This is a genomic window from Bacillus sp. OTU530 (assembly GCF_038440375.1).
In genome coordinates, this window is sequence record NZ_JASATP010000044.1 from 13,008 (window position 1) to 26,534 (window position 13,527).

Here is a 13,527-nt window from a genome sequence, read left to right on the forward strand (position 1 = left end):
GTATAAAAAATAGGAGAGTGTAGAAAGTGAATACAAATTATAACTTTAACACAAAGCCTACAGGGTCAAGCCAAGCTGAGATTCAAAAAATCTTTTTAGATTTTTCCAATGCACTTGAGACAAACAATCTATCGCCTATTAAAGACTATTTTACTCCCGATGCAGCAGCACATTTCAGCAATTTAGGGGAATTTAAGGGAGTGGATGCCATCATTAAAGGACTAGCTTACAACGGTCCTGAACTAGATGTCGTACGAAATAAAGTAACGAATTCATATGTTGCAGTGAGTGGGGATCAGGCTCAACAAAGTGCATACATGACGGGTATTCTTGCCAATGTTACCGGAGAAGAAGGACTGAACAGTTTTTTATTTGGTGGTCATTTTGTGAACACATATGTGCGTAGTAGTGAGGGATGGAAAATCTCGCATCTACGATTCCAACTTGATTGGCAGCATGGAAACAAAGGCTATGCAACGAACTGGAAGCTAGCTGACGGTATGATCGGTTGGCATCAGAATATAGAAACGCCGGCAATACTAAGTGAACTTGATGCACCTTGGAGAGTGTTCCCTAATCCTGACGAGCGTGGGACGGACGAAGCGCAGGTGGCTGAAACGTACATTCGATATGCCTGGGCATTGGACCAAGCTGACTTTAGCCTACTGACAACTGTATTTACTGAGGATGCAAAAGCGGATATGTCTCCATTTGGTCCTATGGATGGACAATGGGAGATTGTGAGTTTGCTAAAAATTTTACGTTCAGGACAACCCTATATGCAACACGCAGCTACAAATTTTCGTGTGAACGTTACAGGAGACACTGCAACGATGGACATTTATCGCGTTGTGCCATTCACTCCAACTAGAGAGACCTTAGATGCTCCTATCTTTGGTGCCCGTTATGAAAGTCGACTGCGCCGTGATAAGGGAGTTTGGAAATTTGAATGGCTTCACTATATCCCAGGCTGGATTTATGGTGACGATAGTATTTAAACACTAAATCCGAACGTAACTTTGCTCAATTATTAAATAAACACTATTAGGAGGGTATTATAAATGGCTGTACTACATGTAACAGATCAAAACTTTCAAGAAGAAACAGGTTTAGAAGTAGTTCTTGTGGACTTTTTTGCAACTTGGTGCGGACCTTGTAAAATGATTGCACCAGTATTAGAAGAACTAGATTCGGAAATAGGAGACAAAGTCAAAATCGTGAAAATCGATGTGGACGAAAGCAAAGTAACAGCTTCTAAATTCGGCGTAATGAGCATCCCAACTCTACTTGTATTCAAAAACGGAGAAGTCGTAGACAAAGTTGTTGGCTTCCAGCCAAAAGAAGCACTTTCTGAACTAGTGTTAAAATACGTATAAGCAACCTTCAGGGTTGAATAGTTAATGAGGGTCTGTGATACAGAGCTTCAGCTTGTAGACAAAGTCTAGAAAGAGGAAGTAAAAGTGGGCATGTCTCCATTTGGTCCTATGGACGGACAACGGGAGATTGTAAGTTTGCTGAAAATCTTGCATTCAGGACAATCCTACATGCAACACGCGATATCATTTTTTGAATTATGTATAAAAAGATGACTTCTTATAAGGTATATGCATGCGCAAGTATGTAATTTGAGAGGAGAATATTCATGAAGGTTTTATTTTACTTTATAGCCCTTGTAGCAGGTGCTTCCTTAAGTATTGAAGGGGCAATAGGGGGAACATTAGGACGGAATATAGGAGAGATAGAAACTACCTTTTATATGTTTAGTATAGGGTTTATGACCATATTATTAATTACGCTGTTCTTAGGTAAAGGGGATTTAAGTCAGACATTCAAGGTACCAAAGTGGAAATTGATCGGTGGTTCTTTAGGAAGCTTCTATAATCTAATGCTAGTCATTAGTGTACCAATCATTGGAGTAGGAATTTCAGTTATTGCTGCGCTTTTTGGTCAAATCGCTATGAGCACACTGATAGAACATTATGGGTGGCTTGAGTCATCTAAAATTAAATTTAATAAAAATAAAGGTATTGCGATTGTATTATTAGCTGCATCGCTATATCTTGTGTATTAAAAGGAGAGATGTGTTATGAGTATTCTTATTATTATTCTTACGCTTATATCCGGAGCAGTTTTAGCAACTCAGTCCTCAATTAATGCAGCTTTTGCAAAAAGAGCAGGATCGTTTGAAAGTACATTGGTTAACTACTTTTTTGGAACTATAATAATGGGGATTGTAGTTGTTCTGTTTGGAAAGGTAGATATGATTGCTATTTCTGAAGCACCCACTTGGCAGCTTTTATGTGCGTTTTTTGGGTTAGCATATGTTTTACTAATGATTATTGCTGTTCCAAAAATTGGAGTAAGTGTTGCCGTTATTTCAGTTATTATTGGTCAATTAACAACAGGTATGGTTATTGATAACTTTGGATGGTTTGAAAATACGGTCATTCATTTTGACATGAAACGTTTAGCGGGTATAGTACTAATGTTTATAGCACTGTATTTTACTCTGAAAACTGAACCTGAAACGCGGGAGGCTCAGCAAAATGCAGCGTGACAATGATTCAAAGGAATTAATAAATGAATTTAGAGGGGAATGAAAGAACAGCTCAAGCTTTTATAGATCTATTTTAGGTAGGAATTGGCCCTCAATAAGTATATTATATGGGTATCTATAAAAACCAGCAACCTTCAAAAGGCTGCTGGTTTTCCATTTATGCTAATAAAAGTGGAGATTTGAAGGTTAGAAAACAAACTAAAATTTGAAAATTTATGCATTCCCTTAAGTTAATGGCAATGCCCAATTTAGGGGCCTTTTTTGTAATTACCTTAATTAATTGGAATTGAACTACCCGCCACTTAAACGTTATCACGTTTTGAAGCGGGGGTCTTCTGGCTCAAATGATAAAAGTTGAACAGAGTAGTTCCAATATTTCCTCAGGTGAATAACCACGTACACCCTTTTGCAAAAAATATGCATCGCTGCTTAAAGCCATTAGCACCATATCGGCTTTAAAGACACTGTTCGAATGGGCGCTTTGCCCTTTTGCAGTCATTTCGTCAAATAGTTGAACCAATATTTGATGTAATTCAATATATAAAGGGCTTTGGGTTCGGGACTTAAGTGGGTTCGTTGACTTCGTTTCCTCAACTCCTGTAAGCAGTTGTGCTTTTTTTTCTCTGAAACGAATAAAAAAGCTGATTATTTCTTTCAATTTTTGATTAGCCGGAACTGCTTCGTTTTCTTCCAAGTATGCTTCAATATCCTCGAAAAATAGGTCAACACTATCTTTAATTAAATCTAGACATAACTCACCTTTGTTTCTATAACGGCGATAAAGTGTTCCTGGACCAATTTGTGCTTCTGTAGCAATTTGATTCATACTTACCTGTTCAACACCATATTGCTCAAATAGTCTATGAGCTGTATCTAATATAAGTTGACGATTCTTTGCAGCATCACGTCGCTCAATCCGAGTACGGGGTGTATTCTCGTCATTTACCATGCCATCACATCCTATAAATCAATACTTATCTTGACAAACGGAGAGGTCTCCATTTAATATGATAAAAAAGGAGAGGTCTCCGTTTAAATTCTAAATGAAAAAGGAGGAAATTACAACTTATGCAAAATCAAAGTAAGAAAACCGCATTATTAGTAATGGATTTACAAAATGGCATTGTGTCACATTTAGGAGAAAATATAGAAGAAGCGATCATTCCTTATCAAGCAGCAATAAAAGCGGCCCGTGAACACTCTCTTCCAGTTATTTTTGTCAGAGTAGGATTTAGTGAGGGCTATCCTGAAATTAGTCCAAAAAATAAGATGTTTTCGGCTATATCTAATAAATACGGTGCCATGACAGTTCATGATAAAGCAACACAAATTCATGAATTCATTCAACCTGAGGGAAATGAACCTGTAATTACGAAATATCGAGTAAGTGCTTTTTGTGGAAGTAATCTTGAAGTAATCCTACGAGCACAACAAATTGAGACACTTGTCCTCAGCGGAATTAGTACGAGTGGAGTAGTTTTATCAACTTTAAGAGAGGCAGCTGACAGAGACTTTGAAATTAAAGTGCTAGAAGACGCTTGTTTTGATCCAGATCCAGAGGTTCACCGAGTTCTAATGGAGAAGGTATTTCCACGTCAAGCCGATGTGTTAACAGTCCAATCCTGGCTTGCTACATTGAACTAAACAAAGAGGAGCTGTTTCCGTTATGGGGAAATAGCCCCGGCTAGTGTGCTCCTCAGTTTTTATGATTTACACAATCATTTTTTGGAGTTCCCGAAACCTTTCAAGATGAAATGAAGGAAGGAATCAATTTGTCTATATTTAGTAACAACAGGAAGACTACAAATAAAAGCCATTTTAATCAAAAATTGATTGCTCCAATGGTTTTAGGTTCCATTCTAAATCCTGTTAACTCTTCGATTATTTCAGTTGCTTTAATTCCAATTGGTCAGGCGTTTGGGGTACCACCTTCTCAAACAGCATGGCTTGTTTCTGCTTTATATCTTGCTACGGCAATTGGACAGCCAGTCGTAGGAAAGTTAATTGATATTTTTGGTCCAAGACTTCTTTTTTTAATCGCAACATCACTAGTAGGTATCTCTAGTTTAATCGCGATCTTTGCCACTAATATTTGGTGGCTAGTGGTTGCCAGAGTTTTACTTGGTTTTGGAACCTGCGCTGGTTATCCTGCCTCTATGTATCTTATCCGTCGTGAAGCAGAGCGAACTGGTGAGGAAAGTTCAACGAGTATTCTTACATTATTAGCGATTTCTAGCCAAACAATTGCCGTTGTTGGGCCTACCTTAGGGGGGCTACTCATCGAAGTTGGCGGTTGGCAAAGTACATTTATCGTAAATATTCCTTTGTCATTAGCCTGTGTGCTCTTAGGCTACTTCCGGTTTCCAAGGGGTTTAGGAGATTCCCTTAGAAAAGAGGAGAAGGTTACTTCCATTGATTTTATTGGTATCATTTTCTTTGGAATCACTTTAATTTCTGCTCTCCTTTTCTTAATGAGTCCGAATTGGCATAATGTATATTTATTAATAATTACAATCATCTCTGGTGTCATTTTTACTAGCTTTGAATTGAAAATAAAAAATCCTTTTATGGATTTACGATTACTAGGCGGGAATACCCCCTTGTTATTAACGTATGCCAGAGGTTTGCTTTCAGCTACTGTATCATACAGTTTCCTTTATGGATATACCCAATGGTTAGAAACAGGGAGGGGGTTGTCCCCTTCACATTCTGGTCTGTTGCTATTGCCGATGTTTTTAACGTCGATCATCATTTCTAAAACAACTGGAAAAAATCCTGCAATCTATATGAAATTGATTGTAGGGAGTATCATTCAGTTTATTGCTATGTCACTGCTGCTATTTACAAATCATTCAAGCAGTCTTGTTTATCTTGTTGTCATTGCTATACTATTCGGAATACCACAAGGTATATTGAGTTTGGCTAACCAAAATGCTGTCTATTTTCAGGCTTCTTCCAAACATATGGGTGCTTCAGCTGGTTTGTTAAGAACCTTTATGTACATGGGAGCTATGCTTGCTTCTGCTGCCAACGGATTGTTTTTAAAATCCGAAGCTATTACAAATGGGCTCCACTATCTAGTAATATTCAGTTTAGTAATTTGTTTTATGCTAATGATTACCCTATTAGATCGATCTCTGAGCAAAGTTGGAAAAAAACACATGGGCTTGTGAAATTATGTACCTACACTAAACTGTGCTTCTCTTGAATAAGATTTTAGCAATGATCTCTTACAATCGAGGGCAATTGTTGAATACTTAAATCCCAATTTCTCATTTATATCACTGGGAGATTGGGATTTTTAACATTATGTTGGAAGAAACCAGCAAATAATTCTTCTAGTGAAGTGAAGAGTATGGTTTTTTAGGCATGTGAGCCTATCATAACCACCTCTCCATATCAAGTTGAGTTTATACATGACTTTCTGAACATTATGAGGACATGCATATAAGTGGAGTTAGTTATATAATATATTCGTTACTAGATATGCATCCATTATAACCCTGCGTCTAGGTGCTTGAATGAACAAGCAGTTTCTCGTCTGGAGGTGCTTGGTTTGTTCCCCTGTATGTGCAGAAAAGAAAGGAGAGACACATACATGATTTATGTTTTAGTAGCGGATGATGATCAATATATCCGTGAGCTTGTTCGATACCATTTACAAGTAGAGGGATATACGGTCCTTGAAGCTGCGGATGGTGAGGAAGCTGTTCGTATACTGGAAACGCAAAAGATACATATAGCCGTTGTAGATGTTGTGATGCCTCATAAGGATGGCTATGAACTCTGCCAAGAAATCCGCACCTACTATAACCTTCCTGTTATTTTGTTAACAGCCAAAGATACATTGATTGACAAAGAGAAAGGGTTTAGCGCTGGTACTGATGATTATCTTGTGAAACCGTTTGAACCAAAGGAGCTTATATTTCGTGTAAAAGCTCTCTTGCGTCGTTATGAGATGGTAAGCTCTGACGTTATTCCTTTAGGAGATATTGTCATTGATCGAAAAAGTTATGAGGTACGATGCAAGGGACAAGTCATCCTATTGCCCTTAAAGGAATTTGAAGTATTGTTTCAGCTAGGAGGCTCTCCTGGGCGTAGCTTTTCACGTGAACAATTGATTGAACTGATATGGGGACACGATTTTGAAGGAGATGAACGAACCGTAGACGTACATATTAAGCGACTAAGGGATCGTTTGGTCAAACGGTCTGATCACGTTATGATTTCCACCGTACGAGGGGTTGGTTATAAGTTAGAGGTACTTGGGTGATGCGTACACTATATGTACGTTTTGTAATGATAACAATATGTATCATGATACTTAGTAGTGTTCTTACATTTTTGCTATCAAATGTATTTTATCATGCGTACTTAAAGCCTTACAATGATCAAAAGGTAACAATTATGATTCAGCATGTACAGCAATACATAGCCGTCCTTTCTTATCAAGAAGCAACCTCATATTTCCAAAATGTTGCTGCGTTGGGGTATCAATTGTATATCAATGATGGAGAAGGGAATGGACACTTTTATGGCTCACCTTTGCGAGGTAAATATATAAGTTCATCGGTAATTCATAATGTGCAAAGCGGAACTATCTATCATGGAATTGAGCAGCGTCCACATCAGTTGTTTGTGACAGGTTTTTTTGAAGACCAACTGATGAATTCTATTGGTATTCCTGTGACTATTGAGGGAAAGACATATGCTTTATTTATGAGACCGGATATTGAAAAACAATTTTGGGAGATGCGAATTTTCTTTTCTCTTTTACTCGGTGGCACCATTATGTTCAGTATGGTATTTGTCACCATTAGCACTCGTTATGTCGTAAAACCTATTCGGATTTTTACGCGTGCAACCCGAAAAATCGCGGAGGGGCAATACAATATACAGCTTGATGTACATCGCAAGGATGAGATTGGAACACTTGCACAGCATTTTTCAAAAATGGCAGAAAGCCTGAATCGTTTAGAACAGATGCGGCAGGAGTTTGTGTCGAATGTATCCCATGAGATTCAATCACCTCTCACCTCTATTCAGGGGTACGCTCAAGTACTACGGTCGCAACAATTATCCCCAGAACAGCGAACCCATTACTTATCCATTATTGAAGAGGAAAGCAGGCGGATGTCTCTTCTCAGCAAACAAATGTTGACACTTGCTGCATTGGATAAGGAAGAAAGCATTACGGATCCGCAGTCTTTTGATATCGCAGAACAGCTGCAACAAGTCGTAAAAGCAACGGAATGGCAGTGGAGAGAGAAAGACCTTGCTATCGAGATAGATGTGGAATCTGCTTTTATAACAGGAAACAAGGACTTGCTTCACCAGGTTTGGACAAATCTAATTACAAACAGTATTAAATTCACAGAATTTGGCGGAACCATTTCTATTCATACTGATACATCTCATCACTCTTATATATGCATTATGATTGAGGACACCGGGATCGGCATATCTGAAGAGGATATAAAGCGAATTTTTGAGCCGTACTATAAGGGCGACAAATCGCGGAATCGAGAACGTGGCGGTAGTGGACTGGGCCTGGCCATTACGAAGAAGATTATTACCCTGCATGGAGGAACAATTGATGTAACAAGTCAACTCGGCATCGGAACTCAGTTTTCTGTTAAGATTCCGTATCTGTAACATCCCGTTCATAGCCCGTTCATATTTCCCCCGTAAGATAGGGATGTTCCTAAGAGAACACCTTATCTATAAATCATATGAACGGAGAGGATAGAGATGTTTCTAGCTTTACGAGAACTACGCCAAGCAAAACTGCGTTATGCATTAATTGGTATGATCATGATTCTCATTGCCTGGCTTACTTTTATGGTCACAGGCTTAGTAAATGGACTTGCATCTGATAATGCTTCAGCTATCCAAAATATGAAGGCACACTCTTTTATTTTACAGAAAGAAGCGAACCAAAAACTCGGACAATCCGTATTGACTCCAAAAGTGCTGAAGGACATTCAAGACCAAGTTGGGGAAACGAATGCAACACCGCTCTCTGAAACAACAATATCCCTCCAAGAAGAGGGTACCACAGATAAAATGGACATCACAGTATTCGGGATTGATCCAACAAGTTTTGTCGCTCCTGCTGTGAAACAGGGACAATCCCTTCATACAGATGAACTGAACGAGGCTGTTGTAAGTGAGGGATTGAAAGCAAACGGGGTTAAAATTGGCGATGTCTTAAAAAATGATGATGTAAACCAGTCATTCAAGGTAATCGGGTTTACCAATAAATCGATGTTTAGCCATACACCTGTGATATATGTGAATATGAAACAGTTTCAAGCGTTGCAGCATGCGATGGGAAAAGCCAATGCTTCATATCAAGCTATTGTTCTGCAAGGAAATATGGAATCATTAGGAAAATCTGTTGTAGATGTACAACTGTTTACAAAGGATGAAATGGTTCAAAGTATTCCAGGATTTAAGGAAGAACAGGGTTCCTTAACCATGATGACTATTTTTCTAGTAGTCATTGCTGCATTTGTACAAGCTGGATTTTTCTATGTGTTGACATTGCAAAAGACAAGTCAATTTGGTGTCCTGAAGGCAATTGGCACGACTACATTTTACCTTACAAAAAGTGTAATCGGACAAGTTTTAATTCTTGCGGCATCCGCAATCATCATCGGTCTTGGACTAACTTATGGGGTAAGCGCTTTGCTTCCCGATAGCATGCCATTTGTGTTAAGTAACAACACCATTTTGCAGTACACAGCGATCTTACTCATGGTATCTATGCTAGGAGCTTCTTTGTCACTACTGCAAATTACTCGAATTGATGCAATAGAAGCTATCGGGAGGGCAGAAGCATGAAAAAATTAGTATTAGAAAACATCAGCAAGATATATGGCGAAGGAGACGGAAGGGTGACAGCACTTGACCGTGTATCTCTTGAGGTTCAAGCTGGCGAGTTTGTTGGAGTCGTAGGACCTTCAGGCTCTGGCAAGAGTACCTTTTTATCTGTGGCCGGAGCATTATTATCTCCATCCAGTGGGGCGATATTATTGAACGGACAAGACATTACAAAACTTTCTTCTAAAGAATTAACAAAGGTTCGGCTCAAGCAAATCGGCTTTGTGTTTCAGTCCTCCAACCTAGTACCTTATTTAAACGTCCGTGACCAGTTGCTGTTTGTCTCCCGGTTGGCTGGCAGTATAGAAAAGGAAGCTGAACAAAGAGCACAGGAATTACTATCAAGTCTTGATATGGCGGGTCGTCAATTTAACTACCCGAATCAGTTATCTGGTGGACAGCGTCAGCGAGTTGCCATTGCAAGGGCTTTTATGAACGACCCACAATTAATCTTGGCGGATGAGCCGACTGCAAGCCTTGATTCCAAACACGGACGGGCGGTTGCAGAAATGTTAGCACGTGAAGTCCGCGAACGAGGAAAGGCTGCCATTATGGTAACACACGATGATCGGGTATTGGATTTATGTGACCGCATTGTAACTATCCGAGACGGAAAGCTATATGAATAACTGACAGAAAAAAGAACTCAGTTGAACTACTAGGAGAGAACACCCTAGGTACATAGGAAAAGTTGTAAGATGCCAAGCGGTGTTCTCTTAATTGTGTATGGAAAAATAGATGGACAGTATAGGACTCTTATATGAATTTCGTTTAACGTAGGAAAATAAAAGTTTAAGATTCTAAAAAGTGTTTTAGCGTATATTATCCGCGTTTTGCCGTCAGGACCTCTTTAAAGACATTTGGATGCAAAGTAATTATTTTAACAATCTTTACAAGGACTGGTTATTTTCAACGTGCATTAAAAGCTGATGTAAGAGGTTATTTATTGAAGGACAGCCTTGTGGGAAGGAGTTTTTGTTTTGTTTATTTTAACCAAGGGATGAGAATCACTGGTTGTACACCAGACATGTCGAATGCGGAAACATATGGTGGCAGGTAGAAAAGTTCATCATACCGCCACCAATTCCATCTGTTTAAATCACATTGACTAAAATTAGAGCCTATTAAATCAGTATTTTCAAACTCAAATCTATCATTTTTTTCTAGGATCTAATTTTCCTAGGACCTAAAATTAATTTGATTGCTGTTCTTTCTTCATTATTAATTAAAATCTCTGTAAATGCAGGAACAAAAACCAGATCAACACCGCCAGGAGCTACGAATCCTCTTGCAATTGCAATGGCTTTAATTGCTTGATTTAAGGCGCCAGCTCCAATCGCTTGAATTTCTGCATTGCCTCTTTCTCTTAACACGCCTGCAATTGCACCTGCAACTGAATTCGGATTTGATTTTGATGATACTTTTAATATGTTATCCATATAAATTGTTCCTCCTGTTATTTAATCGCTATATTTGATTACTGAAAGGAATGTAATTAACGTATCTTTAACTAATATCGATATCCAAATCCAAGAGAACTATTAAACTTATACTTTCTATACTGTTTGTGCTATATCCTGCTCCGTTTGTTAAATAAGAAAAGCACATTCACTCATACTTATTAAGTTTATTTCTTTGTATACGGCTTTTTTTCATTCATTTCCTGGCACTAGGGTAGAAATTTTTTTGTAATCCTTGAAGAGAGTTCTCTAATGTGCTCCACTTTTTCAGAAGCTAGCCAATCATTCCAAACCTTAAATAAATTGTGATAGGACTGAATACTGTTTGCGGTTAAACTTTCAAACTTCTTTTCAGCAATGAACCCTTTTTGAGCCATTTCAATAAGCATGAAAAAAGACCTCCTTAGATTCTGTACAGAGTCCAAGAAAGGTCTTTTTACGGTCGCACCGTGCAAAAAATCGCCAAACCTCTTGGTAATGGAGCATAGGGGGATGATCGAACCCCATGTCCATCAAGCCAAGAAAACAGGTCACTCCCAAAACGATAAAATGAACTTCTTTGTTACAAGAAGGCCTAAAATTTCGTTCCGGGGGTACTGCAAAAATATTAACTTGATGGCGATGCCGTAGGTACCATCTTACCGTTAATAAAATAATATCAGGCTGATAATGCTATTTTCCTTTTCCATACTGATCACGATCCTTTTTTAGAGTAATAGTATCAGTATGTCCAAGATTAATAGATATTGGTTTCAAGTTAGCTGAAATTTTTGCACTAGAACCTCTTTTAAAGCTTCAAAAGGGAATTAACAAAGAAGGGTCAACAAGGACCCCTCTGTTAGGAATTAAAGTTACAATTTTACAAATTTGAATTACTCAGCAAGATTTAATACAGTTACTTTTTCACGAGTCATCGATTCAATACTCTTTCGGATTCCTTGCGCTCCCATTCCAGATCCTTTTACTCCGATAAATGGGAAATGATCAGGACCGCGTTCCGTACGTCCGTTAATTTGAACAGAGCCTGTTTCGATTTTATTCGCAATCGCAAATGCTTTATTAATGTCTTTTGTAAAGACACTCGCCTGTAGGCCAAATTCAGATTCATTGGCAATCTGGATCGCTTCTTCATCGGATGATACACGGATGATTGGCAACACAGGCCCAAACGGTTCTTCCCAAGCTACGGCCATATCTTCTGTCACATGATCAAGAAGAGTAGGATAAATTAAATTGCGTTCACGCTTATTTCCTGTTAAAAGGGTTGCACCCTTTTTGATGGCATCCTCAATCAACCCTTGAACAAAGTCAGCAGATTGTTCATCAATTAACGGGACAACCGTGCTACCCTCTTCCGGAGAGCCTACCACCAATTTTTCAATTTCTTCTTTTAACATCGAAGCAAGATCGTCCGCAATACTGTCATGAACTAAAACGCGTTTAATCGCTGTGCAACGCTGACCGGAATAAGAAAATGCACCGCTGATAATCTGTTTCGCCGCTTCGTTTACATCAGCATCTTCACACACAATACCAGGATCTTTCCCGCCAAGCTCAAGGACAAGAGGAATCATGCCCGCTTTTTTCGCTAAGCGAGTTCCGGTATTTGTTCCACCTGTAAAGGAAATCATATTAATTCCTTTATGCTCTACTAAGTAATCACCAATAACCGAGCCACGACCTGTCAAGATATTGACAAGACCTTTTGGAAAGTTTGCTTTGTCAAGTGCTTCAATCATTTTAATCCCGCTGATCGCGCCTTGTGTAGCAGGTTTAAAGATGACTGCATTCCCGGAAATCAGTGCAGGTGCCAGTTTAGCAGCAGCTAAATTGACCGGATAGTTAAATGGAGGGATGGCTAGGACTACTCCCAGTGGAACACGATCAACAATCGCAATTTTAGACTTAGAACCGCCCGGGAAGCTATCTCCCTTCAAACTCTCTCCATTCATATGCATCGCTTCTTCTACCGTGTATCGAATGAAACCGGCAGTACGTACGACTTCACTCTGTGCATCTTTAAAACTTTTCCCAACTTCTTTCATAATGATTTCAGCAATTTCCTCTTGCATGTTTACCAATTCATCTGCCCATTGATACAAAAACTTTGCCCGTTCCTGAAGCGAAGTTTCTGCCCAATTTTTTTGGGCTATCTGAGCATAATAAATTGCCTCATCTACCTCTTCAGTTGTAATCGCCTGTACTTCTCCAATCTCTTCATAAAGATAAGGTGACGTGATTTTAATTGTTTCACCAGACTTACTTTCTTTCCACTCCCCATTTATGTAAAAAGGATAAGCTGTTAAGGATAATACGTTTGTTGGCATAATAAATCCCCCTTGAATTTTTGAATATATTTTGAATATATTGCAGCATGATGAATTGGGACATAATTTGTCCTACATGAACATAAAGTGTCCCGGTTGGTGTAAAAAAAATTCTTCTTGTTACTTTTTATTCTAGCAAGATTAATTTTTTTACAACAATTATTCTTCTATACTCCAAATTTTTTCTGTTTTCACTCTGTTAGTCATTCCTTTCTTGGAACCACATTAGATTATGTTTTTTTTGATATTTCAATTTCTCCATTTCCATAGAATATCTAAAACTCTACAAAAGCTATTA

The 13,527-nt window shown here is 38.6% G+C and carries 14 protein-coding genes and 1 pseudogene; 11 read left to right on the forward strand and 4 right to left on the reverse strand.

What is annotated here, in order from left to right; translation table 11 throughout:
• Positions 1 to 26: 26 nt before the first annotated feature.
• The 4 genes from AAHB12_RS23870 to AAHB12_RS23885 all read left to right on the forward strand — a co-directional run bounded on the left by AAHB12_RS23870 (position 27) and on the right by AAHB12_RS23885 (position 2,557).
• The gene (locus AAHB12_RS23870) at positions 27 to 998 is read left to right on the forward strand and encodes a nuclear transport factor 2 family protein (RefSeq protein WP_342047509.1); all 972 of its coding nucleotides are present in this window, start codon (positions 27 to 29) and stop codon (positions 996 to 998) included.
• A gap of 63 nt (positions 999 to 1,061) precedes the next feature.
• Positions 1,062 to 1,376 (forward strand): thioredoxin, encoded by a 315-nt coding sequence (gene trxA / locus AAHB12_RS23875; protein ID WP_342047511.1) that lies wholly within the window; start codon positions 1,062 to 1,064, stop codon positions 1,374 to 1,376.
• Between the two features lie 266 nt (positions 1,377 to 1,642).
• On the forward strand, positions 1,643 to 2,071 hold the full coding sequence (locus AAHB12_RS23880) for a DMT family transporter (RefSeq protein WP_342047512.1): 429 nt from the start codon (positions 1,643 to 1,645) through the stop codon (positions 2,069 to 2,071).
• Positions 2,072 to 2,086: 15 nt separating this feature from the next.
• Positions 2,087 to 2,557: a DMT family transporter gene (locus AAHB12_RS23885; RefSeq protein ID WP_342047514.1), complete on the forward strand. Its 471-nt coding sequence runs from the start codon at positions 2,087 to 2,089 to the stop codon at positions 2,555 to 2,557.
• 340 nt (positions 2,558 to 2,897) lie between these two features.
• Here AAHB12_RS23885 and AAHB12_RS23890 read toward each other — a convergent pair whose 3' ends face one another.
• Complete coding sequence (locus AAHB12_RS23890) at positions 2,898 to 3,506, reverse strand: TetR/AcrR family transcriptional regulator (RefSeq protein ID WP_342047515.1); 609 nt, start codon at positions 3,504 to 3,506, stop codon at positions 2,898 to 2,900.
• A gap of 119 nt (positions 3,507 to 3,625) precedes the next feature.
• On the opposite strand from AAHB12_RS23890, the gene AAHB12_RS23895 reads away from it, so the two are divergent.
• The 7 genes and pseudogenes from AAHB12_RS23895 to AAHB12_RS23925 all read left to right on the forward strand — a co-directional run.
• On the forward strand, positions 3,626 to 4,201 hold the full coding sequence (locus AAHB12_RS23895) for a cysteine hydrolase family protein (RefSeq protein WP_342047517.1): 576 nt from the start codon (positions 3,626 to 3,628) through the stop codon (positions 4,199 to 4,201).
• A gap of 128 nt (positions 4,202 to 4,329) precedes the next feature.
• Complete coding sequence (locus AAHB12_RS23900) at positions 4,330 to 5,730, forward strand: MFS transporter (RefSeq protein WP_342047518.1); 1,401 nt, start codon at positions 4,330 to 4,332, stop codon at positions 5,728 to 5,730.
• Positions 5,731 to 6,155: 425 nt separating this feature from the next.
• Complete coding sequence (locus AAHB12_RS23905) at positions 6,156 to 6,830, forward strand: response regulator transcription factor (protein ID WP_342047519.1); 675 nt, start codon at positions 6,156 to 6,158, stop codon at positions 6,828 to 6,830.
• Positions 6,830 to 8,212, forward strand: coding sequence for a sensor histidine kinase (locus AAHB12_RS23910; RefSeq protein WP_342047562.1), 1,383 nt, complete (start codon positions 6,830 to 6,832; stop codon positions 8,210 to 8,212). Before AAHB12_RS23905 ends, AAHB12_RS23910 begins: the two co-directional genes overlap by 1 nt.
• Positions 8,213 to 8,308: 96 nt before the next feature.
• The gene (locus AAHB12_RS23915) at positions 8,309 to 9,403 is read left to right on the forward strand and encodes an ABC transporter permease (protein WP_342047520.1); all 1,095 of its coding nucleotides are present in this window, start codon (positions 8,309 to 8,311) and stop codon (positions 9,401 to 9,403) included.
• A complete protein-coding gene (locus tag AAHB12_RS23920; protein ID WP_342047522.1) occupies positions 9,400 to 10,071 on the forward strand; it encodes an ABC transporter ATP-binding protein in 672 nt (223 codons plus the stop codon). The genes AAHB12_RS23915 and AAHB12_RS23920 overlap by 4 nt, the downstream gene beginning before the upstream one ends.
• A gap of 221 nt (positions 10,072 to 10,292) precedes the next feature.
• Positions 10,293 to 10,400, forward strand: a pseudogene (locus tag AAHB12_RS23925) (DNA-binding response regulator); the annotation flags it as partial.
• 205 nt (positions 10,401 to 10,605) lie between these two features.
• Here AAHB12_RS23925 and AAHB12_RS23930 read toward each other — a convergent pair.
• The 3 genes from AAHB12_RS23930 to AAHB12_RS23940 all read right to left on the reverse strand — a co-directional run bounded on the left by AAHB12_RS23930 (position 10,606) and on the right by AAHB12_RS23940 (position 13,229).
• Complete coding sequence (locus AAHB12_RS23930) at positions 10,606 to 10,881, reverse strand: stage V sporulation protein S (RefSeq protein ID WP_342047525.1); 276 nt, start codon at positions 10,879 to 10,881, stop codon at positions 10,606 to 10,608.
• 230 nt (positions 10,882 to 11,111) lie between these two features.
• Complete coding sequence (locus AAHB12_RS23935; RefSeq protein ID WP_342047527.1) at positions 11,112 to 11,291, reverse strand: hypothetical protein; 180 nt, start codon at positions 11,289 to 11,291, stop codon at positions 11,112 to 11,114.
• A gap of 483 nt (positions 11,292 to 11,774) precedes the next feature.
• A complete protein-coding gene (locus AAHB12_RS23940; protein ID WP_342047528.1) occupies positions 11,775 to 13,229 on the reverse strand; it encodes an NADP-dependent glyceraldehyde-3-phosphate dehydrogenase in 1,455 nt (484 codons plus the stop codon).
• Between the last annotated feature and the right edge of the window lie 298 nt (positions 13,230 to 13,527).